This window comes from Lutibaculum baratangense AMV1 (assembly GCF_000496075.1).
Taxonomy (GTDB): domain Bacteria; phylum Pseudomonadota; class Alphaproteobacteria; order Rhizobiales; family Tepidamorphaceae; genus Lutibaculum; species Lutibaculum baratangense.
On sequence record NZ_AWXZ01000039.1, the window covers coordinates 315,397 to 341,006 of the forward strand.

The following is a 25,610-nucleotide window of genomic DNA, read 5'->3' on the forward strand; positions in this document are numbered from 1 at the left end:
AGCCTATTCCCGTGGCGTAGCGTCGCCGCCCCGAGGCCGAATAGCGGACAGCCGATCATGCCAATCCTGATCTTCATCCTCCTTGTCATCCTGGTCGCGCAGATCGGCTTCTGGGACACGTTCGCAGCCGTGCTGGGGGCCGTCGGCGTCATGATCCTGCTCGTCCTCCTGCTGGTCCTGATCCTCGCCCTGACGGGGACCTGGCTCCTGCGCCGCGGCCGTCGGCGATTCTGAGGTCGGGTCCGCCGCCTTGGACGCAACCCACGCCGCCGCCGGCGACCGGCTCGCCAGGCGCAACGCGCTCATTCTCTCGCTCGGGCAGGCCCTCGGCGGTTCCCAGGCAACCGTCATCATCGCGACCGGCGGCATCGTCGGCGCGACGATCGCCCCTGTGACGGCGTGGGCCACGCTGCCGATCTCGGCCTTCGTCGTCGGCCAGGCGCTGGCGACGGCCCCGGCGTCGCTGCTGCAGCGCCGGATCGGCCGACGCGCGGGCTTCATCTTCGGCGCGGGGCTCGGCTTCCTCGGCGGGGTCCTGTGCGTCGCGGGCCTCGTGCTCGCACATTTCTGGCTCTTCTGCCTCGGAACGCTCTTCGCGGGTTTCTACGGCGGCCACATCCAGCTCTACCGCTTCGCCGCCGCGGACACGGCCAGCGACGCGTTCCGGCCTCGGGCCATCTCGTGGGTCCTCGCCGGCGGCGTCGCCGCGGCGATCGTGGGGCCACAACTCGTGATCTTCACGCGCGACATGTTCGCGCCCTACAGCCTCGCCGGACCGTTCGCGGCCGTGGCGCTCCTCGCTGTCGTGGCGGCCGGGATCCTGACCTTCCTGCGCATTCCGCTGCCGCCGAAGGCCGGACCGGGTGGCGGATCGACCGGGACGCCGATGAGCGAGATCCTGCGGCAGCCGCGATTCGTGGTCGCGGTGCTGTGCGGCATGGCGACCTATGCCCTGATGACCCTCGTCATGACGGCTGCTCCGCTCGCCATGCTGGGCTGCGGCTTCGGTGTCGGCGAGGCGGCGCTCGGCATCCAGTGGCACGCGCTCGCGATGTTCGCGCCGAGCTTCGTGACCGGGCGGCTGATCTCCCGTTTCGGCAAGCCCCGCATCATCGCCGCCGGTCTTCTGCTGCTCGCCGGCTGCGGCGCGGTGGCGCTCGCCGGTATCGAGCTCGCGCATTTCTGGGGAGCGCTGGTTCTCCTCGGCTTCGGCTGGAACCTGGGCTTTATCGGCGCGACGGCGATGGTGACGGACTGCCACCGCCCCGAGGAGCGCAACAAAGTGCAGGGCTTCAACGACGTCTGCGTCTTCGGCTGCGTGGCGCTTTCTTCCTTCCTTTCGGGAAGCCTGCTCGATGTCTACGGGTGGGAGAGCGTTAATCTTGCGGTTTTTCCTGCTGTAATCGCTTGCCTGGGGCTGCTTGGCTGGCTCATGCTGCTGGAGCGGCGCAGTATCGCTGCGTAACGGCCGGGCGATCCACCAGCGTCCGCCGCCGCTCGCCCGGCAGAAGCGGGTGGCGCGCGGAAGGCTCGCCCCGGTCCGCGAAGGGCATCGATAGGGGGGATCGAGGTTCGGGCGACAGCCCGGACGGAGAAGACGCGCCGCAACAAGCCAGCTCAAACCATAAAACGGGACTGCTGACCCATGTCTATGACACTCTGGGTGATCGTCGCCTGCGGAGCTTTATCCATCGTCTACGGCGTCTGGGCGATCCAGTCGGTCATGGCGGCCGATGCGGGCAACCAGCGCATGCAGGAGATAGCCGGCGCCATTCAGGAGGGGGCGCAGGCCTACCTCACGCGCCAATACACGACGATCGGCATCGTCGGCGTCGTGATCTTCGCGCTCGTCGCCTGGTTCCTCTCGTTCACGGCCGCGATCGGCTTCGCGCTCGGCGCGATACTCTCGGCCGCCGCCGGGTTCATCGGCATGCTCGTCTCCGTGAGGGCGAACGTGCGCACGACCCAGGCCGCGAGCCGCAGCCTCGCCGCCGGCCTGTCCATCGCCTTCCGCGCCGGAGCGGTCACGGGGCTTCTCGTCGCCGGCCTCGCGCTCCTCGGCGTGGCGGCCTATTTCCTGATCCTCACCTCGTTCGTCGGCTACGAGCCAAATGACCGCACGGTCATCGACGCGCTCGTGGCGCTCGGCTTCGGCGCGTCGCTGATCTCGATCTTCGCGAGGCTCGGCGGCGGCATCTTCACGAAGGGCGCCGACGTGGGCGGCGATCTCGTCGGCAAGGTCGAGGCGGGGATCCCAGAGGACGACCCGCGGAACGCCGCGACGATCGCGGACAATGTCGGCGACAATGTCGGCGACTGCGCGGGCATGGCGGCCGACCTCTTCGAGACCTACGCGGTGACCGTCGTCGCGACGATGGTGCTCGCGTCGATCTACTTCGTCGGCACCGACTTCCTGGCATCCGCCATGCTCTATCCGCTGGCGATCGGCGCCGCCTGCGTCGTGACCTCGATCGTCGGCACGTTCTTCGTCCGCCTCGGCTCGACCGGCTCGATCATGGGGGCCCTCTACAAGGGCTTCATCGCCACCGGTGTGCTCTCGGCGATCGTGCTCTGGCCCGTCACCATGCTGCTCTTCGGCATGGACACGGAGTTCGAGACGGTGCGCGGTGTGACGATGACGGGCTGGGACCTCTACTGGTGCGGCATCGCCGGCCTCGTCGTCACGGCCGTGATCATCGTCATCACGGAATACTACACCGGCACCAACTACCGGCCCGTGCGCTCGATCGCGAACTCCTCGGTGAGCGGCCACGGCACGAACGTGATCCAGGGCCTCGCCGTGTCGATGGAGGCGACCGCCTTGCCGGCGATCGTGATCATCGCCGGCATCGTCGTGACCTACCAGCTCGCGGGGCTCTTCGGCATCGCCGTGGCGGTGACGACGATGCTCGCGCTCGCCGGCGTCGTGGTGGCCCTCGATGCTTTCGGGCCGGTGACCGACAATGCCGGCGGCATCGCCGAGATGGCGGATCTGCCCGCCGACGTCCGCGGCACGACGGATGCTCTCGACGCGGTCGGCAACACGACGAAGGCGGTGACAAAGGGCTACGCCATCGGATCGGCGGGTCTCGGCGCGCTCGTCCTGTTCGCCGCCTATACGGAGGACCTGACCTACTTCATGTCGGACACCGCGCGGTTCCCGTACTTCGAAGGGGTCGAGCCGAACTTCTCCCTGCAGAACCCTTACGTCGTCGTCGGGCTCTTCTTCGGCGGGCTCCTGCCGTATCTGTTCGGCTCGATGGGCATGATGGCCGTCGGACGGGCGGCCGGATCGATCGTCGAGGAGGTGCGTCGCCAGTTCCGGGAGAACCCCGGCATCATGGAAGGCACTGTCAGGCCGAACTACACCCGGGCCGTCGATCTTCTGACGAAGGCGGCGATCCGGGAGATGATCGTCCCCTCGCTTCTGCCCGTCCTCTCGCCGATCGTCGTCTATTTCGCCGTCGAGGCGATCGCCGGGCGGTCGGCCGCGTTCTCCGCCCTCGGCGCCATGCTGCTCGGCGTCATCGTGACCGGGCTCTTCGTCGCGATCTCCATGACGGCCGGAGGCGGGGCCTGGGACAATGCGAAGAAGTACATCGAGGACGGCCACTTCGGTGGCAAGGGATCGGAAGCCCACAAGGCCGCGGTGACCGGCGACACGGTCGGCGATCCCTACAAGGACACGGCCGGTCCGGCGGTCAACCCGATGATCAAGATCACGAACATCGTCGCGCTCCTGCTGCTCGCCGTCCTGGCCCACTGACGTCGGGCGCAATCCAAGAAGAAAGCCCCGCGAGACATCTCTCGCGGGGCTTTTCCTGTCTAGGCCGGAAAACTCGGGATCAGTCGACGACCTCTCCGACAGCGGAGGAGAAGATCTGCCGCAGAAGCGTGACCTCGGCACCCGTCGTGGGTGTGGTGCGGCCGATGAAGTCCACGACCTGCCCGTCCTCGAGACCGTAATTCGCGATGTTCTCGACGATGCCGGCGTCGTCGAAATAGATGGCGAGGACCCGCTGGTCGACGATCTTCGGGGCGAGGAACGCGGTGGTCTCGGAGGTCTGCGAGATGTAGTACCAGACCTCGTTGCCGAAGGTCGCCGTCGTCGACGGCGTGCCGAGCGCGAAGCGGACCTGCTCCTGGCTCGACCCCACCGGCACCTGGTCAAGCGCCGTCTGCGAAAGTATGTAGCCGTGCTTCGTCGTGCGGGTGAAGGATTCGCAACCGCCCAGCGCGAGGGGCAGGATGGCGGCCGCAGCCGCCGCGACGCCGAACCACCGCGCCCGGGCGTGCCGTCGATCTGGGGTCATGTGCACCTTGTGAGCAGCCATGTCGTCAGCCAGTGTGCGATTTCAGGTCAAGTCACCTACATTGCGGATCGGGACATTGCAAACGAAAGCCGACCGCGACGGGAGGAACCCAGGATAATCCGGATGCTTCAGCGACTCTTCCGCCCCGCCGCCCGTGACGCCGCCCGGCCGCTCTACGATGCCGTGGTGGCCCAGGCGCGACAGCCAGTCTTCTATGCCGAGATCGGTGTGCCCGACACGCCGGAAGGGCGCTACGACCTCATCGTCCTGCATGTGATCCTGGTCTTGCGCCGCCTGCGGGCGGAAGGAGAGGACGGGCGCCGCTTCGGGCAGCATCTCTTCGACACGCTTTTCCGCGACATGGATCGCAGCCTGCGCGAGATGGGCGTGGGCGATCTTATCGTGCCGAAGCGGATCCGGAAGATGGGTGAGGCGTTCTACGGACGCGCCGGGCGCTACGAGCCCGCTCTGGAGGCCCGCGACGAGGCGGCACTTGCAGAGGGAATCGCCGCAAACATCCTGGGCCGCGATCCGGACGCCCAGGCAAGGCGGCTCGCGCAGTATGCACTTGCGGCCGAAGCGACGCTTCGGGATGCCGCCTACGACGACCTGCGCCGGGGCGAGCTCGCCTGGCCGACAGCTTGAGGAGCCGAGGATGCCCCAGGACACCCTTCCGTTCAGCCACGCGGTCCGCCGCGACGAGGTCCCGGAGGGCGGGCTCGACCTCGAGCTGGTGCCGTCGGCTGCACAACGGCAAGCTCTGGCGACGTTCCTGTCCGTACCCGCGGTCGAATCGCTGAAGGCGAGCCTGCATGTCACGCGCCACGGCAAGGCCGGCCTTCGCGTTCGAGGCCATGTCGCGGGCGAGGTGGTGCAGACCTGTGTCGTGACGCTCGAGCCGGTCTCCGAACCGATCGACGAGGCCATCGACACGATCTACGCGCCCGAGGGAAGCCCGGTGCTGCATGTCGAGCTGACACCCGAGGAACTCGCCTCCGAGGAATCCGACCTCGAGCCGATGGTGGGCGGCTCGATCGATGTGGGCGGGCTCGTGATCGAGCACGTGGCGATCGGGCTCTCGCCATACCCCCGCAAGGCCGGAGTCGAGTTCGAGGCCGTGGCCGAAGCGGGCGACGAACCGAAAGAGCCTTCGCCTTTCTCGTCGCTGGCGCGGTTGAAGGACGGCGAGACGCGGGAGTAGCCATCGGTCCGGCGCCCGGTGCAGAAACCGGTTGAGTCCTGTCGTTCGTCCGCTATTGTCCCGCCACTCCGAGAGAGGCTTCCTCATTGAAAGCCATTCCCTTTTTTCTGCACTTTGCCGAGCCGGATGTCGCGCAACGTTAGAATCTCCGTCGATGCCATGGGCGGCGACCACGGCCCAACGGTCGTGATCCCCGGCGCCGCGATGCTGCGCGAGCGCTATCCCGACTCGAGCTTCGTGTTCTTCGGTGATCGCGCGCAGATCGAGCCGGTGCTTTCACGCCATGCCGAGTTGAAGGCCGTCTCCGAAGTTGCCCACACCGACGTCGCCGTCGCGATGGACGCCAAGCCCAGCCAGGCACTGCGGCAGGGCCGCCGGACCTCGTCGATGTGGCTGGCGCTGGAGGCGGTGCGGGACGGCCGCTGCGACTTCGCGGTCTCGGCCGGGAACACCGGCGCGCTCATGGCGATGTCGAAGTTCTGCCTGAAGATGATGCCCGGCATCGAGCGTCCCGCCATCGCGGCGATCTGGCCGACCTTGCGGGGGGAGAGCATCGTTCTCGACGTCGGGGCGACGATCGGCGCGACGCCGGCGCAGCTCGTCGACTTCGCCGTGATGGGCGGCGCGATGGCGCGTGCCCTCTTCGGGCTCGAACGGCCCACCGTCGGGCTCCTCAATGTCGGTGTGGAGGAGGTCAAGGGGCTCGAATATGTGCGCGTTGCCGGCAAGATCCTGAGGGAAGGCGATTTCCCCCTCGATTATCACGGTTTCGTGGAGGGCGACGACATCGGCAAGGGAACCGTCGACGTCGTCGTCACCGAGGGGTTCAGCGGCAACATTGCCCTGAAGACCGCCGAGGGAACCGCTCGCCAGGTCTCGACCTATCTGAGGGCGGCCCTGAAACGCAGCCTCCTGAGCCGGCTGGGCTTCCTGCTCGCCTCCGGTGCGCTGAAGACAGTAAGCGAGAAAATGAACCCGAACCGAGCGAATGGCGGGGTGTTCCTGGGCCTCGACGGGATCGTCATCAAGAGCCATGGCGGCGCCGATGCCGAGGGCGTGGCCGCGGCGATCTCCGTTGGCCGCGATATGGCGATCAACGAGCTCCAGGCGAAGATCGCGGCCGGCATCGAGCTGGCCCGGGCGATGGACGGAAGCGTGGCGGACGACATGGCCGGCGCGGCGGTGGCGACGTGAAGAAGACGCGCTCGATCGTGACCGGCACGGGCTCCTTCCTGCCCGAGCGCGTGCTGACGAACGCCGACCTCGCCAAGATCGTCGAAACCTCCGACGAGTGGATCACCCAGCGCACGGGCATCGAGGAGCGGCATATAGCGGGCGAGGGGGAGTTTACCTCCCATCTGGCGCTGAAGGCTGCGCGAGCCGCCCTGGAGAGCGCGGGCCGCACGGAAGCCGACATCGACCTGATCGTCCTCGCCACCGCGACGCCCGACAACACCTTCCCCGCGACTGCGGTTGCCGTGCAGGACATGCTGGGCATGCATCACGGCATGGCCTTCGACATGCAGGCGGTGTGCTCCGGCTTCGTCTATGCGATGGCCACCGCCGATCTCTTCATCACGGCCGGGCGCGCGCGCCGCGCTCTGGTGATCGGGGCGGAGACCTTCTCGCGCATCCTCGACTGGCAGGACAGAACGACCTGCGTCTTGTTCGGCGATGGCGCCGGCGCGGTGGTCCTCGAATCGTCCGAGGAGGAGGATGGTCCGCAAGGTCGTGGCATCCTCGGCAGCCAGCTCCGCTCGGAAGGACAGCACAAGTCGAAGCTCTATGTGGACGGCGGCCCCGGCTCGACCGGCACGGTCGGGCATCTGCGGATGGAGGGACGGGACGTCTTCCGTCACGCCGTCGGCATGGTGTCCGACGTCATCGACGGCGTCCTCAGTGAGGTCGGCCTGACGCCGGACGATATCGACTGGTTCGTGCCGCATCAGGCCAACAAGCGCATCATCGATGCCACGGCCCGCAAATTCGGTTGGCCGGACGAGAAGGTGGTCGCCACGATCGCGAAGCACGGCAACACATCGGCCGCTTCGATACCGCTGGCGCTCGACGTGGCGTGCCGTGACGGCCGCATTTCCAAGGGCGACATCGTCATGCTCGAGGCCATGGGCGGCGGTTTCACCTGGGGCGCGGTGGTCGTGAGATGGTAACCCGCCGCCGGCGCGGTTGACCGTCTCAGAACATGGATCTAGCGTTGCGCGCGGTGAATTTTGCGGATGACCGCGGTGCACGAGGGGGCGGAGCCTGAGCCGATGGGTGAACGGACTGTCACGCGCGCGGATCTGGCCGAAGCCGTCTACCAGAGGGTGGGGCTTTCGAGGACGGAATCCTCGGAGCTCGTCGAGATGGTGCTCTCCGAGATCTCGGATTGCCTGGAGGAGGGGGAGACGGTGAAGCTCTCCTCCTTCGGCTCGTTCGTCGTCCGCGACAAGGGTGAGCGGGTCGGCCGGAACCCGAAGACCGGGGAGGAAGTGCCGATCGAGCCACGCCGCGTTCTCGTGTTCAAGCCGAGCGCCGTTCTGAAGCAGCGCATCAACGAGTCGCTGGTGAACGGGCAGAACGGCGACGCGACCGAACGATGAGCGAGAAGGCCCCCGAGGCATTCCGCACGATCAGCGAGGTCGCCGAGGAGCTCGATCTGCCGCAGCACGTGCTGCGCTTCTGGGAGACGCGGTTCTCGCAGATCCGCCCGATGAAGCGGGGCGGCGGGCGGCGCTACTATCGGCCCGAGGATCTCGATCTCCTGAAGGGGATCAAGCAGATCCTCTACGGCGAGGGCTACACGATCAAGGGCGCCCAGCGGATCCTGAAGGAACGGGGCGTTCGGCACGTCGCCGCGATCGGACGCGGCGAGGACCCTGACGCCGTCCACGAGGTGCAGCCCCCGCCCACGCTGCGCGTCGGGCCCACGGATCCGCTGTCAGAGTACGCACCGAAGAAGCTGCGCCAGCACGTCGAGCCCCCGCTCGCCGAGACGGTGGAGCCCGAGCAGGATCCGGAGGATCCGGCCGAATTCGCGGGCGAGGAGCACGAGGCCGACCTCGATGTGGAGGAGCCGGCCCCCGAGGATGCCGACCCCGCCTGGGAGACCGACGAGGACGAGCTGCCGGAGCCGCCCGTCGCTGCAACGGCCCGGGCCCCGCTCGACGCGGAGGCGGTGAGGGCTCTCCGGGCCGTCTTGCGCGAGTTGCAGGACTGCCGCCGTATCCTGCAGGACCTTCGGCGCGAGGCCGACCTCTAGATCACGGTGATTTCTGGTCGATTCGAGCAGAAATCATGAACGCGGCCGTTTCCAGCGGTTTGGAGCGGGATGCGGGCGGGAAACCGGTTCCCGCTTTTCCTCATCCCGCTCAGGGTCGGCACGGCCCGCCACCGGTTCGCTTCGGCCTTAAAACTCCTCCCAGCCCTGGTCCTCGTTGGCGGGCTCCATGCGGAGCGCGGCGTTGCCGTGCGTGGCCGGGCGCCGGGCCGGCCGTGCGGGCGCCGGGCGCCGCGCCTCTGCCGGCTCTGCGCCATGCGCCCTCTGGGCCTCGCCCGTCAGGCGGAAGCGCGAGACGAGGCGGACGAGCTCGCCCGTCTCGTTCGACAGCGTGTGCGAGGCCGCCGTCTGCTGTTCGACCATCGCCGCGTTCTGCTGCGTCACCTGGTCCATCTGGTTGACGGCGGTGTTGACCTCCGCAAGGCCGGTCGCCTGCTCCTGCGCCGAGGCCGAGATGTCGCGCACGATGGCGTTGATCTCGGCGACCTGCGCGGCGATCTCCTTCAGCGCCTCGCCGGTGCGGGCGACGAGGTCGACGCCCTGGTCGACCTGCGCGGTCGAGTTGTCGATCAGGCCCTTGATCTCCTTCGCCGCCTCGGCCGAGCGCTGGGCGAGCGCCCGCACCTCGCTCGCGACGACCGCGAAGCCCTTGCCGGCGTCGCCCGCCCGCGCCGCCTCGACGCCCGCGTTCAGCGCCAGCAGGTTCGTCTGGAAGGCGATCTCGTCGATCACGCCGATGATCTGCGAGATCTCCTTCGAGGACGCCTCGATGCCGCTCATCGCCTTCACCGCGTCGCCGACCACCGCGCCGGACTGCTCGGCGAGCGACGTCGTGCGGCCGACCACGTCGCGGGCGTGACCGGCCCCGTCCGCCGTGCGCTTCACGGTCGCCGTGATCTCGTCGAGGGCGGCCGCCGTCTCTTCGAGGCTCGCCGCCTGCTGCTCGGTGCGCCGCGACAGGTCGTCGGAGGCCTGGCTGATCTCGCCCGTGCCCGAGCGGATCGCCGTCGTCGAGGCCGCGATCGTGCGCATCGCCTCCTCGAGCTGCGCCATCGCGCCGTTGAAGTCCGCCTTCAGCTGCTCGTAATTCGCCGGGAAGGCGCGCGCGATCCGGTAGCCGAGATCGCCGTCGGACAGCCGCGACAGGCCGCGGCCGATCTCGCCGACCACGATCTCCTGCTCCTCGGAGGCCGCGCGCCGGCTCTCCTCGGACGCCGCCCGCTCGCTCTCGGCCTCCCGCCGCCGCTCCGCTGCCTCAGCCTCCACACGCAGCTTCTCCACGGCCGCCTGCTTCAGCCGGGAGACGGCAGCGGCCATGTGGCCGACGTCGTCCGAGCGCTCGAGGCCCGGGATGGAAACCTGAGTGTCGCCGTCCGCCACCCGGTCTATCGCGCGGGCGAGACCCTGAAGCGGTGCGAACATGCGCCGCGCGAGCCAGAGGGCCGCCGCCGCCATCAGGAGCAGGACGGTGGCGCTGATGCCCGCCATCTTCCAGGCCAGCGCGTCGACCGGTGCGAAGAACTCGTCCTGCGGGATGCCGACGTAAAGCACGCCCACCGTCTCGCCGGCGGCGTTCTTGATCGGGTCGTAGGCCGTGAAGAAGCTCGTGCCGAGGATGTCGGCCTCGCCGCGATAAGGCTCGCCCCGGACGAAGAGGGCGTCGTGCACGGCTCCCGGGGCAAGCTGCGTCCCCACGGCGCGCGACCCGTCGGGCTTCTTCACATTGGTGGACACGCGCGTGTCGCCCATGAAGATCGTGGCGGTGCCGCCGACGAGCTCCTTCACGCGGTCCACCGGCTCGTAGAAGCCGTTCAGGGCGGTGCTGCCCGCATAGAACGTCCCGTTCGCCACCCGGAAGTCGCGGCCATAGCCGCGCAGCACGTCCCATGCGACGGCCATGTTCGCCGCCTGGGTGCGCGTGGCCCGCTCCGCAGCCTCGCCGCGCATCGTGTAGTAAGCCGTCGCCTGTGCCGCGAGACCCAGCATCGTCAGTGCCGCGACCATCATGATCGAGATCTTCATCGGCAACGACGGATTCAGTTTCTTGATGACGTCTCGCAAAAGCCCCCAGCCCCCAGCTGCAAGTTGTTCGGATGACGGTGCGACTGACGTCCCACCGATGACTTGCATCCGGTCTTGCACCGGATCCGGTTTCGGAATCTCTAAATTTGCGGCCCGGCGGTGCGAGCCCTGTCCGCCCCTTGCGCGGCGCGCGATGGCGGGTTAATCACACTCCGCCCGATGGGCATCGGAGTGTGGCGCAGCCCGGTTAGCGCACTGGTCTGGGGGACCAGGGGTCGCAGGTTCAAATCCTGCCACTCCGACCATCGCTTTTCCCGCCGAGAACGCATATTTCGTGAGCGCCGAGGCCTTGCGCCTCCGCAGATGCGCCATCCCGGCACGCGGTGTGCCGCGGCGGGTCGTCTTTCGCTAAAACCTGCACTAAATTGACCCGGCGAGGTTTAACTCGAGACAAGATCCGGGTGACATTGTGCGGGCATGAAGGTTCTGCGGCTGATTCTCCCGATTCTCACCTGCTACGCGGCGGACCTCGTCGTGTTCGACGGGCAGTATTTCGGTCGATTCGCCATGCAGTTCGAGGCCGTCGCCGCGGCCAACTCGCTGACCGGCGCGGGTTCGGCCTTCGCGGGCGCGTGGCGCCCGCCGGATCCCGGGGCCTATCTCAGCGAGGCCGGCCTGTGCCGGATCGATAAGGCCCGCTTCGCCTGCTGATCAGGGGGCGCGCCGATAGGCGTGCGTCGCGGCGATGAGGCCCCAGAGACATCCCACCACCAGGAAGTAGTGACGCCAGTGGTCGGTGTCGATGACGGCGCTGAGCAGGGCGAGAGGCAGGAACGTCGAGTAGGCGACGATCGTGTGGCGCTGCCACGGGGTCGGCACGAAGACGGCACGCGCCCCGAGTATGATCGTCGAAATGACGAGGGCGTAGTAGGCGAGCGCACCGCCCCAGCCGAAGGACATCAGCGCGTTGAGATAGGTGTTGTGGGGGTCTTCGGGAAAGTGCTTCGCGAACTGCAGCGGCCCTATGCCCAGAGGCTTCTCGAGGGCGAGGGCGAAGCCCCGCTCCCACCGCCCGAAGCGCCCTTCGTGGCCGGTGTCGTATTGCTGCGTGAGCTGGGCCCGCTCGGAGAACAGGGCCTGGACCTTCGGCACGGACAGAGCCGCGCCGAGCGCAGCCACGAGCGCCATCGCGCCGACGGCGATCACGATCAGCACCCTCAGCCGGGCGAAGATCGAGTGCGACAAGGCGAAGGTGAAGAAGGCGAGAAGCGCGCATGAGAGCACGAGGTGCCCCCAGGCGCCGCGCGAGAAGCTGAAGAAGACGGCCGCCACGATCGGCAGCATGAGCACCGCCCGCCACATCGCCTGGCGTAGGCTTCCCCGGAGGGCGCCGTCGGCAAGGAACAGGAACGGCAGGATGAGGAAGGGCCCGAGGACGTTCGGATCCTTGAAGGTGCCTCGCGCGCGACCGTACAGCACGAAGAGATCGGCCCCGCCGACGCCGAAATAGCCGAGCGTGCCGGTGATGGCCGGCACCATGGCCGCGGCCACGTAGGCCCAGCCGATGACGGCGAAGTTCTCCTCCGGCAGCTCCGCCACGAAGCTCGCATAGAGTATGGAGGTGCCGACGAGGAAGGCCGAGACGGCCATCCATGTCACGCCGTCCTTCAGCGGCTCGGTCTGCAGCATCGCCGGAATGCCGAAGGCGATGTAGGCCAGGAGCAGGAAGGTCATCGGCCAGAGTCGCGGGTGGATCCTGAGCCCTGTTCCGAAACAGACTGCGATCGCCACGAAGGCCACGAGTTCGTGGGGCGACGGCTCGACATAGACGATGCCCCCGGCCATGACCATGGCGGCCATGACGAAACGCCTGGCGGAGAACGCCAGGCGCGAGAGCGAGAAATGCGGCTCGGCTGTGCGGGCGACGCTCAATAGGCTCCCTCGCGCTTCATGAGCAGGGAGAACGGCGTCATCGCCAGGATGTAGAGATCGAGCATCAGCGACCAGTTCTCGATGTAATAGAGATCGTGCTCGACGCGATGCTGGATCTTCTCCTGCGTGTCGGTCTCGCCGCGCCAGCCGTTGATCTGCGCCCAGCCGGTGATGCCCGGCTTCACACGGTGCCGCGCGAAATACCCGTCGACGACTTCGTCATAGAGCCGGTTCGCCGCCTTCGCCTGCAGGGCATGGGGGCGCGGTCCGACGAGCGAGAGCTCGCCGCGCATCACGTTGAAGAGCTGGGGAAGCTCGTCGAGGCTCGTCTTGCGGATGAATCGGCCGACGCGGGTCACGCGCGGGTCGCCCTTCGTGACGAGCCTCGTCGCCGTCGCGTCGCACTGGTCGACATACATCGACCGGAACTTGAAGACGGGAATGAGCTCGTTGTTGAAGCCGTAGCGATTCTGCCGGAACAGGACCGGCCCCCGGCTGTCGAGCCTGATCGCGACGGCGACGGCCACCATGACGGGGAGGGCGAGGAGGATCGCGAGGCCGCCGAGGCCATAGTCGAGGCAGGCCTTCTTGACGCGGTTCCAGTCCGCCACCGGCCGGTCCGCGATGTCGAGGAAGGGCACGGTGCCGATATAGGAATAGGCGCGCGGGCTCAGCCGCAGGTCGTTCGTATGGGCGCTCAGCCGAATGTCGACCGGCAGGACCCAGAGCTCCTTCAGCATCTGAAGGACGCGCCGCTCCGCGGTGATCGGCAGCGAGACGATGAGAAGGTCGACCCGTGTGCGGCGCGCGAACTCGACGAGCTGATGCACCGTGCCGAGCTTGGGATAGCCGCGCACGATGGGCGGCGAGCGGTCGTCCGAGCGGTCGTCGAAGATGCCGCAGATGCGGATGTCGTTGTCGGGATCCTTCGTGAGCGCCGCGATCAGATCCCCGGCGCTGCTTCCGCCGCCGACGATGACCGCGCGGCGCACGAGCCGGCCGCTGCGCGTCCAGTGGCGCACGAGCTGCAGGACGCCGACGCGGAAGGCGATGAGGGCGGCGAGGCCCGTGAAGAACCAGGCGAGCAGCCAGGCCCGCGAGAACAGGACGCCATGCCTCGTCATGAAGAGGGCGAGGGCGATCAGGCCGAACACGCCCGCCCAGACCGCGATGAGGCGGCCGCCGTTCCGGAAGAGCTGGCGGAAAGCGCCCGCGGAATAGCAGCCCATGGTCTGGAAGCCGACGACGGCCGCGACGGAGCCGCCGAGTATCAGCGGAACATACGCGACGCTGAAGCCGTCGCGCGGCACGACCAGCACCGCCTGCAGGAGGGCGCCGCAGCACACGAGAATGACGAACTCGAGCGTGCGGACGAGGCCCGCGAAGACGACGGGCGAAATCGCGTCCGCCACCGGCTCCCGAGCGATCGCTTCGGCCAGCGCGCTGAGGCCCGTGGGCCTTGCGGCGGGTGAAGCATCAATGGCCGGCGTGGTATCGGTTCCCGGGGCCGCCGCCTGGCCGGCGTTTGCCTGACCTTGTTCCATCGTCTGCGCTCCTATTCGTGCCCTGTCTCCGGGGGCAGCGATCGGATCGCGATTTACCAGCCAATGATCTCGGAAGACTTAAACCGATATTGGAGACATGGCCTCCGCATAGGCCGAGAGGACGTCGTCGGTCATGCGTGACAGCGAGAACTGGTCCCTTATGCGGGCCCGCAGTTGCACGGCGTCCCGGGCCATCTCCTCTGGCGCGTCGAGCGCGCGCGCCATGGCTCGTGCCAGGGCCTGCGGATCCCGTGCCGGCACCAGCCGGTCGGCCAGCGGGCCGAAGATCTCTGCGACGCCGCCGACATCGGTCGCGATCGTCGGGACACCCGCCGCTCCGGCCTCGAGCACGATGTAGGGAAGCGATTCCGCGCGCGACGGCACGACGAGACACCGCGCGAGAGGAAAGAACTCGCGCGCCGGACGTGCGCCGGGAAAGGCGACGTGATCCCCCAGGCCAAGGATCGTCGCTTCCCGCCGGAAGGCCGCGGCGTCGGGCCCGTCACCGCCGATGACGGCGCGCACCTGCCGTCCCTCGCCGTGCAGCAGGGCAAGAGCTCTCAGGAGCTCCGAGACGCCCTTGAGCTGGCGAAGCTCGCCGACGAAGAGGAACTCGAGCGCGTCCTCCGCGGGCGAGACCGGCTCGAAGTCGCTCTCCGGCAGGCCGTTATGGACCACGCGGGCCCGGCCGTGCGTGGAGCCGACCTTGCGCTCGAAGACACGCTGGCCGTAGGCGCTCTCGAACAGGAACGCCTCGGTCCTCCGGGCGAGGAAGCGCTCGGCCTCGAGATAGATGAGCCCGACGGGACTGGAGCGACTGTAGTGCAGGCTTCCGCCGTGGGGCGTATAGACCCGTGCGGGAGGCGCCGGTGTGGCCAGCCTCGCATAGGTCCCCCCCTTCGCGCCGTGTCCGTGCACGATGTCCGGTGCGACCTCGATGAGATGCGCCTTCACCGCGCGCAGGGCACGGAGGTCGCCGATGCCCGCCTGTCGCGGCATCGGCACCCTGCGCACGCCGAGCGTCAGGTCGGCGGCGAGAGCGTCGAGCTTCGCTTCGGCGGTAGCCCCGCCTGTCGCGGCGCCGGCGATCACGCCGACGGCGTGGCCTCGCGCCTCCTGCTCCCGGGCAAGGTCCTGGACGTGGCGAAAGAGGCCGCCGACCGGCGCACGGAAGCAGTGAATGATGCGCAACGGTCCCTCCGGGATGCGCATCAGCTCAGAACCAGCGCTCTAGGACGCGGATCGTGTCGCCCGGCAACACCGGATAGTCGATCGGCACGCGCGCTTCCATCACCACGCCGTCCACGACGCGCGAGATCTCGATCTGGCGCTCGACGGCGCGTGGCGTGAATCCGCCGGCGATCGCGACGGCACGGCGCCCCGTCAGTTCGTCGACATAGGTGAACTTCCCGGGGTTGCGCACTTCGCCGAGGATGAAGAAGGGACGATAGGTCTCGACCTGCACCGACACCGACGGATTTCGCAGATAGCCCCCCGCCAGGGCGGACGTGACCGCCCGCTCGATCTCCTGCGGCGTGCGGCCCTGCGCGGGGATCGTTCCGACGAGCGGCATGGAGATGTTGCCGACCGCATCGACGAGGTAGCTGTTCGTCAGCCCCTCCTGTCCGAACACGACGACGCGAAGCTGGTCGCCGGAACCCAGCCGGTAGGGATCCGAGAGGCTCGCCGCGAAGCGGTCGTCGATCCTGGTTTGCCCGGCGCAACCTGCGAGCGCGGTGGCGAGCAGGACGCAGAGCATGAGGATGCGTGCGGACATGCGGGGCCCCTGGAAGACCGTCTAGAAGAGAGGTTTCAAGTATCTGAACAGGGTTAACAAAAGGCTGAGGGGGGCGCTTAACCCAAAAGTTACCGTGATGGTCTGTGATCGGCGGACCAGAGGGAAGTAGCTCATGCGTGCGCCGATCAACACACAGCCCACGAGGGACGAGGAGCTTGCCGCCGGACTGACGGCAGCCGGGCTCCTCGCCAGTGTCTGGCGCCGCCGTGCCTGCGTGATCGTCCCGCTGGTGGTCGTCCTCGCCCTGACGATCGGCTGGCTTGCCCTTCAGACGCCGCTCTACCGCTCGTCTGCCAAGCTCCTGGTGGAGAACCAGGAGACGGTCTACACCCGGCCGCAGAACGTGACGTCGAGCGAGCGCAGTATCCTCGACCAGGAGGCGATCCGCAGCCAGGTCCAGCTGATTCTGGCAGGAGACCTGAGCCGTACCGTGATCCGGCGATTGAACCTCGCGCAGAACCCGGAATTCGCTCCCTCCGGAGGCCCTATCCGGGCGATCATGCGCTCGGTCGGCCTCGGCTCCGAGCGTGAGGCGGCCGAGGACCAGTTGCTCGAAGCGTTCTATGACCGGTTGACCGTCTACCAGATCGACCAGTCGCGGGTCATCGCGATCGAGTTCTCCGCTGCCAATCCGCTTCTGGCCGCGCAAGTGGCGAACGCTGTCGCCGAGGAATATCTCGAGATGCAGCGGGCGGCGAAGCGTGACACGACGCGCGAGGCGAGCCTGTGGCTCGACGCACAGATCGAGCAGCTTCGGCAGCGCGTCGGAGACGCCGAGACGTCGGTGGAGCGCTACCGGGCGGAGCACAGCCTGTTCGGCTCTCTGCCGAGCGGAGACACCACGGCGCGGACCCTGTCCGGTCAGCAGCTCTCCGAGCTCGCGACGCAGCTCGCGAGCGCACGCGCCGACAAGAGCTCGGCCGATGCGCGCGCCCGCCTGTTGCGCCAGCAACTCCAGTCGGGCCGGCCCGTCGAAGCCGCCGACGTGACGAACTCTCCCTTGATCCAGGGCCTGGTCGGCGAGGCCGTGCGGCTGCGCTCGGAAATCGCCGAGCTGTCGAGCACGCTAGGGCCCCGGCATCCGCGCATGCTGGAGCTGAGCTCTCAGCTCGGCGACCTCAGGAGCCAGATCCGCGACGAGATCGCCAAGATCGTTCGCTCGCTCGAGGCGGATGCGGTCGTCGCGGCAGAGCGCGAGCGGGACCTTCTGTCGGAGCTCGAGGGGCTGAAGGTCCAATCGGCCGAAGCGAACTCCCGGGAGGTCGAGCTGAGGGCGCTCGAGCGCGAGGCGAAGGCGCAGCGCGATCTCCTGGAGTCGATGCTCGCGCGCTACCGCGAGGCGAGCACCCGCGATACGCTGCAATCGCTTCCCGCCGATGCCCGTATCATCTCGCGCGCGGCTCCCGCCTCCGATCCCTACTTCCCGAAGCCGGCCGTCACCCTGATCGCCGTGACCGTCGCGACGCTCGTGCTCGCCGTCGGGGCGATCCTGGCCATCGAGCTCGTGAGGCTTGCGGGCCTCGAGCACGCGGGGCCCGGCGGGCCGGCCAGTCCCGGAGGACGCGGGCGGCGCAGCGACCACGGCGTCGTCGCGCTGCGCCCCGAGCGGGTCGGAACCTCGTCGTCGGGTGTGGCGGCCGCAGGGCATGGCAACCTCACCGCGCTCTGCGACCTGGTGGCGGGCGACGGGTCGGGCCTGCCACGCCTCGTGCTCGTCGCAGGCACGGGCGCGCCGGACGACGAGGCGGCCTTCGCCATGTCGCTCGCGCGGGGCGTCTCGGCCCGAGGGTTCCGCGTCGTGCTGCTCGACACGGGCTTTGGCCTGGGACGGTTCGCGAATGTCATCGGTGGCGACAGGCCGGGCCTGCGGGAGCTCGTCGACGGCGAGCGGGCCTTCGGGGAGGTGCTGTTCCGCGATCCCCGCAGCCGCGCGCATGTCCTGCCCGCGGGCAGGGGCCTCGCCCCGCAGGTGGATGCAGCGCGCCGCGGCACGGACCTCGTGCTCGGGGCGCTGGCGGACACCTACGACATTGTCCTCATGCTGCACCCCGCGGGAGCAGCCCTGCCGGAGTTCAGCGAGAAGGCCCCGGATGCGGCGCTGCTCGTGGTCTCTGCCGCGCAGCCGCAGGAGAACGTGGGGGCGCTGCGCGACCGGATCCTCAAGACGGGTCTCGAGGCCGTCACCGTCGTTTCGCTCTCCCCAACGACGGATGCCGGCGGGGAGGGTGACGCGCTGGCGGCGTGAGGAGCGGGCTCAGGCGATGCCGAGCCGGTGGAGGAGGGCCATCGCGCCGTCGGAGCGCTTGATGTGCCGCTTCGCGAATGTGAAGACCGCTTCGCTGCAACTCACGGGCAGGCCGCGGGTGCTCAAGGCGAGATGGGTCTCGAAAAGCTCGTCGACGGTCGGGCACCAGCTCAGCTTGTAGGTTGCGTCGCCGGTCCCGAGGTCGAAGCCCTTCAGCCCCTTGCGGCATGCGAGTTCGATCACGTCGCGCAGCACGATCTCGCCCGGATGATTGGCCGCGAGAGCCGGATCGAACGAGTTCATGAGGCCCGACAGGCGCTTGCCGTCGTTCACGCCGGCCCACGTCGCCGCGACCCGGTCCCCGGCCTGCAGCCAGTAGATGTCGAGAAGGGGGTGTACCGTGCCGAGGCTGCGATGGCCGAGGTCGCGCAGGAAGTCGTCGACGCCCTGGCGCTCGAACACGTTCGGTGCCCCGCTCTCGGCCATCCGCAGGCGCTTCTGATGCATGAACACGTCGATCAGCGCGTCGACTTCCTCATGCGTCGAAGGCTGCATGATGGTGCAGCTGCCGCAGTCCTCGGTGATCTTGCGCTCGGAGCGGCGGAGCTTCTTCCGGGTCGGTCCGCTGCGGAGTGCGGCGTAGAGATCCTCGAAGGACCTCCCGTCGATCTCGAGCGAATAGGCGCTGCTCGGTGCCGGCTGATGGGGCAGCTCGAGAAGCGGGTTCCTTTGACCGCCCCAGCTATAGGGCTGATTGATCAGCGAGAGCGCGTCGACCTTCCGTTCGTCCCGCAGAGCCGCCAGGCACCGCGTGACGGCGTTCAGGTCCGGGCGGGCGACAAGAGACCGGGCGTAGAGACCCATCTGATAGTTGGCGAAGCGTCCGCCGAGCCAGCTCGCGATCCTGACGCCGAGGGCCTGCCGCACGCCGAGCGGCCACACCAGCACCGGCTGCCCTGCGGCATCGTAGCCGACGACGACGGCCGGCTCGATGCCGTCCGAAGCACCGATGTGGCGCTGCCAGGCCGCCATCCATTCGTATCGATGGTTCGGCGTCGCGATGCCCGTCGCCTCGAGATGGCGCCAGGCAGGCTCGGCCCCCTCGAGGTCGAGCACCGTGGCGCGAACGATGACGCCCGCATCCTCGCCGCTCAGGGGCAGGCTGCTCACGGTGGTTGAGATCGCCAAAGGGATCCTCGCGCTCGGAAAAGGAGGTTGCGGCGGTTCTATCAAGCAAAGATCAATAAATCCTTGGGCAAATGCTCCACGCATGAGGGCCGCGGCAGGCGCCCGGACGGCGGACGCGGAAGGCGCAAGAGATGGACCGGCGGAGAACCGCCCTGCTGCAGGCGGGGCTGAAGACCCTCTACTACACCGGAGCACATAAGGTGCTGGCGCCGCTGACGCGGGGTGAGGGCATCATCTTCACGCTGCACCATATCGTGCCGGGCGAGCCCGAGCCCTTCTCGCCGAACCGGATCCTCGCGATCACGCCCGAGTTCCTTTCGGCCGTGATCGGGCGCGTGAAGGCTTCGGGCCTCGAGATCGTCTCTCTCGACGAGATGCGGCGTCGGCTGCTCGAGCCTCCGGAGAACGGACGTCGGTTCGCCTGCTTCACGATCGACGACGGCTACCGGGACAACCTCGTCCATGCTCACCCCGTCTTCGAGCGCCACGAGGTGCCTTACGCGATCTACGTGATGACCGGCCTCGTCGAGCGGAACGTCGCCCTGTGGTGGCGCACGCTCGAGAAGGTCGTTTCAGATCGCGAGGAGATCGTCGCCCGGATCGATGGCCAGAGCGTCACGCTCCCCGCGCGCAGCCTCGAAGAGAAGTACGCGGCTTACGAGAAGATCTACTGGCACGTGCGGAGCCTCGGCGGTCCGGAGCGGGCGAGCGCCGTGACGGGGCTCGCCGCTGAGGCGGGGATCGACGAGCGGGCGCTCGCCAGGGACATGGGCATGAGCTGGGACGAGGTGCGCCGGCTGAACGAAAGCCCGCTCGTCACGATCGGCGCACACACCCTGACCCATCCGGCGCTGGCGCAGATGTCCGAGGCCGATGCCTCGTACGAGATGGCCGAGAGCCGTCGCATCATCGGCGAGGAGCTCGGAGAACGGCCGCGCCATTTCGCCTATCCCTACGGTAACCCCGCCGCCGCCGGCCGCAGGGAGTTCCAGCTCGCGCAGCGCCTGGGTTTCGCGACCGCGGTGACGACCAGGCCCGGCATCGTCTACCGCGAGCATGCGGGGGCGCTGTGGTCGCTGCCCCGCGTCTCGCTGAACGGCGACTACCAGAACCTGAAGTTTCTCGACCTGTTCCTCAGCGGCGCCCCGTTCGCCCTGGCGAACCGGTTCCGCAAGGTCTCAGCCGCCTGAGCCGCGCTGCCCCCCGCGCGACCAGGCGATGATCAGCATCGCCGGAAAGACCCACGCGATGCCCGCCACGGCGAAATACAGGATCTGGACCACCGGATGGCGTTCCGGAAAGTGAACGGCGCCCACCACCATCGCGACCGCGATGTAGACGATGACGAAGAGGACGAGGCCGACGCGGCCGATGATGCGCCGGGATCGTGAAGCCATTATCTGAGACCCTGGTTGAGGCAACGTGACGCGCGGGCCCGGCCGGGCGCCGGCTTGTCAGTCGCGGAACTATGGCCTTACTAGATCAAGAGGTCCTCGGGCGAAATCGTCGCGGGGCCCGAATTCGCATGACGGCCGGCCCTTGGAGGGTCATTCCCGCCCGCGGCACGGCTCTCTCGGCAGGCTCCGGAGCGGCACCAGCGACGAGCACCGATGTCTTCCCAAACACCTTCCCTCGACTACGTTCCCATGTCGCGCGCGGAACGGGCGCGGCCAGCCGTCCGGGCGTGGCTTCTCGTCGTGGCCCTCTTCGTCCTCGCGATGGTGGTGGTCGGTGGGGCCACGCGACTGACCGAATCCGGCCTCTCGATCACCGAGTGGAACGTCGTCACCGGAGCGCTGCCGCCGCTCAGCGAGGAGGCATGGGAAGAGGAGCTCGAGAAGTACCGGCAGATCCCGCAGTACCAGGAGATCAACCGGGGGATGTCGATGGAGGACTTCCAGTTCATCTACTACTGGGAGTGGGGCCACCGGCTGCTCGGACGGATCATCGGCTTCCTGTTCCTGATCCCGTTCCTGTTCTTCCTGTTCACGGGCCGGCTCGAGCGGCGCCTGGTCTGGCCGCTGACGGGACTGTTCGTGCTCGGGGGGCTCCAGGGCGCGCTCGGCTGGTACATGGTGATGAGCGGGCTCGTCGAGCGGGTCTCGGTCAGCCAGTACCGGCTGGCCGCTCATCTCGGGCTCGCGGCGGCGATCTTCGCCCTGCTGATCTGGGTCGCGCAGGGGCTTCGCAATTCGTATCCCGAGCGGGTGAGCGGCGGGCGCATCCGCGCCACCGCCTGGGTCATCGTCGGGCTGGTGCTCCTGCAGGTCCTCGTCGGCGGGCTCGTCGCAGGCCTCGACGCGGGCTTCGTCTACCAGACCTGGCCGCTGATGGACGGCAGCTTCGCGCCCGACGGCCTCATGTTCCACGATCCGTGGTGGATCAATTTCTTCGAGAACATCGGCACGGTGCAGTTCGAGCACCGCATGGTGGGCTATCTCATCCTCGCCGTAGCCCTTCTACATCTCCTCGACGCCTATCGCAGCGATGTCGAGCGGAGCGTCCGCCGGCGCGCGCATGCGATCGCCGGCATGGTGTTCGTGCAGATCGCGCTGGGCGTCGCGACGCTGCTGACCGGCGTCAATCTGTGGATCGCGCTCCTGCATCAGGCCGGCGCGATCGTCGTGCTCTTCCTGGCCGTCACGCACGCCCGCGACCTGCATGACGCCGTGCGCGAGCAGCGAGCCGTTCGCGCGGTCTCCTCGCGTCGCATCGTCGCCGGAACCCACTGAACCGCGAGCGGGGCGGTGGCTGCCGCCCCGCGCCGCGGCCTCAGATCTGGGCCAGGGCCTGATCGAGATCGGCGATGATGTCGTCGAGATCCTCGATGCCGACGGACAGGCGCACGACCTCCGGTCCCGCGCCGGCGGCCGTCTTCTGCTCGTCGGTCAGCTGCCGGTGCGTCGTCGAGGCGGGGTGGATCACGAGGCTTCGGGTGTCGCCGATATTGGCGAGATGCGAGAACATCGTGAGGCTCGAGACGAGCTTGACGCCCGCGTCGTAGCCGCCTTTCACGCCGAAGGTGAAGACGGCGCCCGCGCCCTTCGGCGTGTATCGCTGGGCGAGGCCGTGGCTCGAGTCGCCAGGCAGGCCCGCATAGTTCACCCACTCGACCTTCTCATGGCGCGACAGGTGCTCGGCGACCGCCTTCGCATTGTCCGAATGACGCTGCATGCGCAGCGATAGCGTCTCGGTGCCGGTCAGGATGAGGAAGGCGTTGAACGGGGAGAGGGCGGGCCCGAGGTCGCGCAGGCCGAGGACGCGGCAGGCGATCGCGAAGGCGAAATTGCCGAAGGTCTCGTGCAGCACCATCCCCTGGTAGGACGGGCAAGGGGCCGAAAGGCTCGGGTAGCGATCGTCCTGCGACCAGTCGAACGAGCCGCCGTCGACGATGAGGCCGCCGATCGAGTTGCCGTGGCCGCCGAGGAACTTCGTGAGCGAGTGCACCACGATGTCGGCGCCGTGCTCGATGGGCCGGCAGAGATATGGCGTGGCGAGCGTGTTGTCGACGATCAGCGGCACCTTCGCCTTCTTCGCGATCGCGGAGACGGCGGCGATGTCGGTGACGATGCCGCCGGGATTCGCGATCGACTCGATGAAGATCGCCTTCGTCTCCGGCGACAGGGCCTTCTCGAAGCTCGAGGGGTCGGTGGCGTCGGCCCAGACGACGTTCCAGCCGAACTTCTTGAAGGCGTGGTTGAACTGGTTGATCGAGCCGCCGTAGAGCTGGCCCGCGGCCACGAACTCGTCGCCCGGCTCGAGCAGCGTGTGCATCACGATGAGCTGTGCGGCGTGTCCCGACGCCACGGCGAGCGCCGCCGTGCCCCCCTCGAGCGCCGCGACGCGCTCCTCGAGGACGGCGCAGGTCGGGTTGCCGATCCGGGTGTAGATGTTGCCGAAGGCCTGCAGCCCGAACAGCGATGCCGCATGGTCGACATCCTCGAAGACGAAGGACGTCGTCTGGTAGATCGGCGTCGCGCGGGCGCCCGTCGCCGGGTCGGGTCGCGCGCCGGCATGGATGGAAAGGGTATTGAAGCCCGGAGTCTTCTCGTTGCTCAAGCCTGCCTCCCGTCTGTTCTGGCGTTGATGCCAGTGGTGTTCATGCCGTTTCGCGGCGCTTCGCTCAAGCGGAGGGCCCGCCGCGCCCCGTTCTGAGCGACAGGCGCTGGATCCCGCGCCCGGAAAGTGACGGGCGCCGGGCATCGATCGTCCGGCTGTTGACGCCCTGCCAGCCGATCTCGCCCGACAGGCGGCCGTATTCGATCTTGGGGCAGCGGTCCATGACGACCTTCAGGCCCGCGGCTTCCGCCCGGGCCGCCGCCTCGTCGTTTCGCACGCCGAGCTGCATCCAGATCACCTTCGGCAGGGGCGTCAGGGCGAGGGCCTCGTCGACGATCCCGCCGGCGGCCGACGAGGCGCGGAAGATGTCGACCATGTCGACCGGCTCCGGAATGTCGCTCAGGCGGGCGAACGTCGCGCAGCCCGCGATCTCCCTGCCGGCGTGGCCGGGATTCACGGGAAAGCACTTGAACCCCTTCTCCGCGAGGTACTTCGTCACGAAGAAGCTCGGGCGCACTTCCCTCGGGCTCGCCCCGACGATCGCGATCGTCCGCACGCCCGACAGGATGCCGGAGATGTAGTCGTCGCCGTAACGGTCGTGGTTCATTCGCCCGTCCACCGTGCCTCGCGCTTCTCGATGAACGCGCCGATGCCTTCCTCCGCGTCGCGCGCCAGCATGTTCTCCGTCATCACCCGCGCGGTGTGGCGGTAGGCTTCCGAGAGCGGCATCTCGAGCTGCTCGTAGAACGCCTCCTTGCCGATCCTGAGGACGAGCGGCGACTTCGCGGCGACCTGCCGGGCGAGATCGGTCGCCGCCGCGAGTGCGGTGCCGGAGGGCACGACGCGGTTGACGAGCCCCAGGCGCTCCGCCTTCTCCGCCCCGACCATCTCACCCGTCAGAAGCATCTCCATCGCGTGCTTGCGCGGCACGTTGCGCGTCAGCGCCACCATCGGCGTGGAGCAGAAGAGGCCGATATTCACGCCGGGCGTCGCGAAGCGCGCCTGGTCGCCGGCGACGGCCATGTCGCAGCTCGCGACGAGCTGGCACCCGGCGGCCGTGGCGATGCCGTCGACGGCCGCGATGACCGGCTGGCGCAGGTGGACGATCTGCTGCATCACGTTGGAGCATTTCGTGAACAGGCGCTCGAAGGCGGCGCGGCCGCGGTCGAGGCTGTTGCGCGCCTCGTTCATCTCGCGCAGGTCGTGGCCGGCGCAGAAGGCCGGCGGCGCACCCGCCAGCACCACGACGCTCACGTCGCGGTGGGCCTCCACCCGCAGGAGCGCGTGCGACAGCGCGTCGAGGAGGTCCTCCGACAGGGCATTGCGCGCCTTCGGGCGGTTGAGGGTCAGCGTCGCGATGCCGCCGTCGCGCTCGACGAGCAGCACCTCGCTCTCCGCGCCGGCGGCCTGACGTGGCTCAATATCATCGATGCTCATGGGCACTGTCGCTTCGTTGCGTCGATTTCTCGGTTCCGGCGCTTGCGGCTTCGGCCCCGTCGCGGCCTATGCTTGTCGCCCACCGGAACGGGGAGGGAGTCTAGGATGGACGGCGAGGCGGCGCCACCGCGAATGAGCGCGGCGGAGATCGAGCGATTCCTCGAGACCGAGTTCCCGCAGATGCACGAGGGCGGAAGGAGCGTGTCGATCGAATCCGTCCGCCGCATGGGGGCGGTCCTGCGGATGGCGTATCACGAGCGCCATCTTCGCCCGGGCGGCACGGTCTCCGGCCCCGCGATGATGGCGCTCGCCGACTACGCGATGTATGTCGCGGTGCTGGCGCAGCTCGGCCCGGTGGCCCTGGCTGTGACGACGAACCTCTCGATCAACTTCCTGAGGCGGCCGGCCCGGCGCGACATGCTGGCCGACTGCACCATCATGAAGCTCGGCCGCAGGCTCGCGGTCGGCGAGGTCGCTCTGCGGTCCGAGGGCGAGGAGGATCTCGCCGCCCACGTCGTCACCACATACTCGCTCCCAGGTGCGGTAAAATAATACCACATTGCCAACTTCACTGAATTCATTGAGGTTTTTCCG

General features: G+C 68.3%; 25 protein-coding genes and 1 tRNA gene. 15 read left to right on the forward strand and 11 right to left on the reverse strand.

All coding sequences use genetic code 11. From position 1 onward, the window contains the following. Positions 1-57: 57 nt before the first annotated feature. From N177_RS21920 to N177_RS16135, 3 genes are all read left to right on the forward strand, one after another. The gene (locus tag N177_RS21920; protein WP_023433458.1) at positions 58-234 is read left to right on the forward strand and encodes a hypothetical protein; all 177 of its coding nucleotides are present in this window, start codon (positions 58-60) and stop codon (positions 232-234) included. Between the two features lie 16 nt (positions 235-250). Continuing rightward, positions 251-1,465 (forward strand): MFS transporter, encoded by a 1,215-nt coding sequence (locus tag N177_RS16130; RefSeq protein ID WP_023433459.1) that lies wholly within the window; start codon positions 251-253, stop codon positions 1,463-1,465. Between the two features lie 180 nt (positions 1,466-1,645). Beyond that, positions 1,646-3,766 carry a sodium-translocating pyrophosphatase gene (locus N177_RS16135; protein ID WP_023433460.1) on the forward strand — a complete coding sequence of 707 codons (2,121 nt, stop codon included), beginning with the start codon at positions 1,646-1,648 and terminating at the stop codon, positions 3,764-3,766. A 79-nt stretch (positions 3,767-3,845) separates the two neighbouring features. Here N177_RS16135 and N177_RS16140 read toward each other — a convergent pair whose 3' ends face one another. Further along, on the reverse strand, positions 3,846-4,313 hold the full coding sequence (locus N177_RS16140; protein ID WP_023433461.1) for an outer membrane protein assembly factor BamE: 468 nt from the start codon (positions 4,311-4,313) through the stop codon (positions 3,846-3,848). A 123-nt stretch (positions 4,314-4,436) separates the two neighbouring features. On the opposite strand from N177_RS16140, the gene N177_RS16145 reads away from it, so the two are divergent. The 6 genes from N177_RS16145 (at position 4,437) to N177_RS21130 (ending at position 8,773) form a co-directional block, all read left to right on the forward strand. Next, positions 4,437-4,958, forward strand: a complete 522-nt coding sequence (locus N177_RS16145) for a ubiquinol-cytochrome C chaperone family protein (RefSeq protein WP_023433462.1) — start codon at positions 4,437-4,439, stop codon at positions 4,956-4,958. Positions 4,959-4,968: 10 nt separating this feature from the next. Beyond that, the gene (locus tag N177_RS16150; protein ID WP_023433463.1) at positions 4,969-5,514 is read left to right on the forward strand and encodes a YceD family protein; all 546 of its coding nucleotides are present in this window, start codon (positions 4,969-4,971) and stop codon (positions 5,512-5,514) included. A 126-nt stretch (positions 5,515-5,640) separates the two neighbouring features. Beyond that, positions 5,641-6,708 carry a phosphate acyltransferase PlsX gene (gene plsX, locus N177_RS16155; RefSeq protein WP_023433464.1) on the forward strand — a complete coding sequence of 356 codons (1,068 nt, stop codon included), beginning with the start codon at positions 5,641-5,643 and terminating at the stop codon, positions 6,706-6,708. Then, the gene (locus N177_RS16160; protein ID WP_023433465.1) at positions 6,705-7,682 is read left to right on the forward strand and encodes a beta-ketoacyl-ACP synthase III; all 978 of its coding nucleotides are present in this window, start codon (positions 6,705-6,707) and stop codon (positions 7,680-7,682) included. Before plsX ends, N177_RS16160 begins: the two co-directional genes overlap by 4 nt. A 102-nt stretch (positions 7,683-7,784) precedes the next feature. After that, complete coding sequence (locus N177_RS16165; RefSeq protein WP_023433466.1) at positions 7,785-8,114, forward strand: integration host factor subunit alpha; 330 nt, start codon at positions 7,785-7,787, stop codon at positions 8,112-8,114. After that, positions 8,111-8,773, forward strand: coding sequence for a MerR family transcriptional regulator (locus N177_RS21130; RefSeq protein ID WP_023433467.1), 663 nt, complete (start codon positions 8,111-8,113; stop codon positions 8,771-8,773). Before N177_RS16165 ends, N177_RS21130 begins: the two co-directional genes overlap by 4 nt. 147 nt (positions 8,774-8,920) lie before the next feature. On the opposite strand, the gene N177_RS16175 is transcribed toward N177_RS21130, so the two are convergent. Continuing rightward, the gene (locus tag N177_RS16175) at positions 8,921-10,813 is read right to left on the reverse strand and encodes a methyl-accepting chemotaxis protein (RefSeq protein ID WP_023433468.1); all 1,893 of its coding nucleotides are present in this window, start codon (positions 10,811-10,813) and stop codon (positions 8,921-8,923) included. Between the two features lie 227 nt (positions 10,814-11,040). Between N177_RS16175 and N177_RS16180 the strand changes: the two genes are divergently transcribed. Then, a tRNA-Pro gene (locus tag N177_RS16180) sits at positions 11,041-11,118 on the forward strand. A 172-nt stretch (positions 11,119-11,290) separates the two neighbouring features. After that, the gene (locus tag N177_RS16185; protein WP_023433469.1) at positions 11,291-11,524 is read left to right on the forward strand and encodes a hypothetical protein; all 234 of its coding nucleotides are present in this window, start codon (positions 11,291-11,293) and stop codon (positions 11,522-11,524) included. Here the strand turns inward: N177_RS16185 and N177_RS16190 are convergent, their stop codons facing one another. The 4 genes from N177_RS16190 to N177_RS16205 form a co-directional block, all read right to left on the reverse strand. Next, positions 11,525-12,745: an O-antigen ligase family protein gene (locus N177_RS16190; RefSeq protein WP_023433470.1), complete on the reverse strand. Its 1,221-nt coding sequence runs from the start codon at positions 12,743-12,745 to the stop codon at positions 11,525-11,527. It lies immediately after the preceding gene. Continuing rightward, positions 12,742-14,289 carry an undecaprenyl-phosphate glucose phosphotransferase gene (locus N177_RS16195; RefSeq protein ID WP_023433471.1) on the reverse strand — a complete coding sequence of 516 codons (1,548 nt, stop codon included), beginning with the start codon at positions 14,287-14,289 and terminating at the stop codon, positions 12,742-12,744. The genes N177_RS16190 and N177_RS16195 overlap by 4 nt, the downstream gene beginning before the upstream one ends. A 78-nt stretch (positions 14,290-14,367) precedes the next feature. Beyond that, positions 14,368-15,480 carry a glycosyltransferase family 4 protein gene (locus N177_RS16200; RefSeq protein ID WP_244444293.1) on the reverse strand — a complete coding sequence of 371 codons (1,113 nt, stop codon included), beginning with the start codon at positions 15,478-15,480 and terminating at the stop codon, positions 14,368-14,370. Between the two features lie 25 nt (positions 15,481-15,505). Then, positions 15,506-16,066: a polysaccharide biosynthesis/export family protein gene (locus N177_RS16205; protein WP_023433473.1), complete on the reverse strand. Its 561-nt coding sequence runs from the start codon at positions 16,064-16,066 to the stop codon at positions 15,506-15,508. A 133-nt stretch (positions 16,067-16,199) separates the two neighbouring features. On the opposite strand from N177_RS16205, the gene N177_RS16210 reads away from it, so the two are divergent. After that, complete coding sequence (locus N177_RS16210) at positions 16,200-18,332, forward strand: GumC family protein (protein ID WP_023433474.1); 2,133 nt, start codon at positions 16,200-16,202, stop codon at positions 18,330-18,332. A gap of 9 nt (positions 18,333-18,341) precedes the next feature. Here the strand turns inward: N177_RS16210 and N177_RS16215 are convergent, their stop codons facing one another. Continuing rightward, entirely contained in the window at positions 18,342-19,502 is a 1,161-nt protein-coding gene (locus tag N177_RS16215; protein WP_160170938.1) for a GNAT family N-acetyltransferase, read from the reverse strand. Positions 19,503-19,651: 149 nt separating this feature from the next. On the opposite strand from N177_RS16215, the gene N177_RS16220 reads away from it, so the two are divergent. Next, positions 19,652-20,710 carry a polysaccharide deacetylase family protein gene (locus tag N177_RS16220; protein WP_023433476.1) on the forward strand — a complete coding sequence of 353 codons (1,059 nt, stop codon included), beginning with the start codon at positions 19,652-19,654 and terminating at the stop codon, positions 20,708-20,710. Here N177_RS16220 and N177_RS16225 read toward each other — a convergent pair. Further along, positions 20,699-20,917 carry a DUF2842 domain-containing protein gene (locus N177_RS16225; RefSeq protein WP_023433477.1) on the reverse strand — a complete coding sequence of 73 codons (219 nt, stop codon included), beginning with the start codon at positions 20,915-20,917 and terminating at the stop codon, positions 20,699-20,701. The two genes, N177_RS16220 and N177_RS16225, sit on opposite strands and share 12 nt — an antisense overlap. A gap of 213 nt (positions 20,918-21,130) precedes the next feature. Here N177_RS16225 and N177_RS16230 point away from each other — a divergent pair, with 213 nt between their 5' ends. Continuing rightward, the gene (locus N177_RS16230) at positions 21,131-22,252 is read left to right on the forward strand and encodes a COX15/CtaA family protein (RefSeq protein ID WP_023433478.1); all 1,122 of its coding nucleotides are present in this window, start codon (positions 21,131-21,133) and stop codon (positions 22,250-22,252) included. 40 nt (positions 22,253-22,292) lie between these two features. On the opposite strand, the gene N177_RS16235 is transcribed toward N177_RS16230, so the two are convergent. From N177_RS16235 to N177_RS16245, 3 genes are all read right to left on the reverse strand, one after another. Then, positions 22,293-23,579, reverse strand: a complete 1,287-nt coding sequence (locus N177_RS16235) for an O-acetylhomoserine aminocarboxypropyltransferase (protein ID WP_023433479.1) — start codon at positions 23,577-23,579, stop codon at positions 22,293-22,295. Between the two features lie 64 nt (positions 23,580-23,643). Then, positions 23,644-24,186: a CoA-binding protein gene (locus tag N177_RS16240; RefSeq protein WP_023433480.1), complete on the reverse strand. Its 543-nt coding sequence runs from the start codon at positions 24,184-24,186 to the stop codon at positions 23,644-23,646. After that, positions 24,183-25,016 (reverse strand): enoyl-CoA hydratase, encoded by an 834-nt coding sequence (locus N177_RS16245; RefSeq protein WP_051402427.1) that lies wholly within the window; start codon positions 25,014-25,016, stop codon positions 24,183-24,185. Before N177_RS16245 ends, N177_RS16240 begins: the two co-directional genes overlap by 4 nt. A gap of 105 nt (positions 25,017-25,121) precedes the next feature. On the opposite strand from N177_RS16245, the gene N177_RS16250 reads away from it, so the two are divergent. Further along, entirely contained in the window at positions 25,122-25,568 is a 447-nt protein-coding gene (locus N177_RS16250) for a PaaI family thioesterase (RefSeq protein WP_023433482.1), read from the forward strand. Positions 25,569-25,610 lie beyond the last annotated feature (42 nt).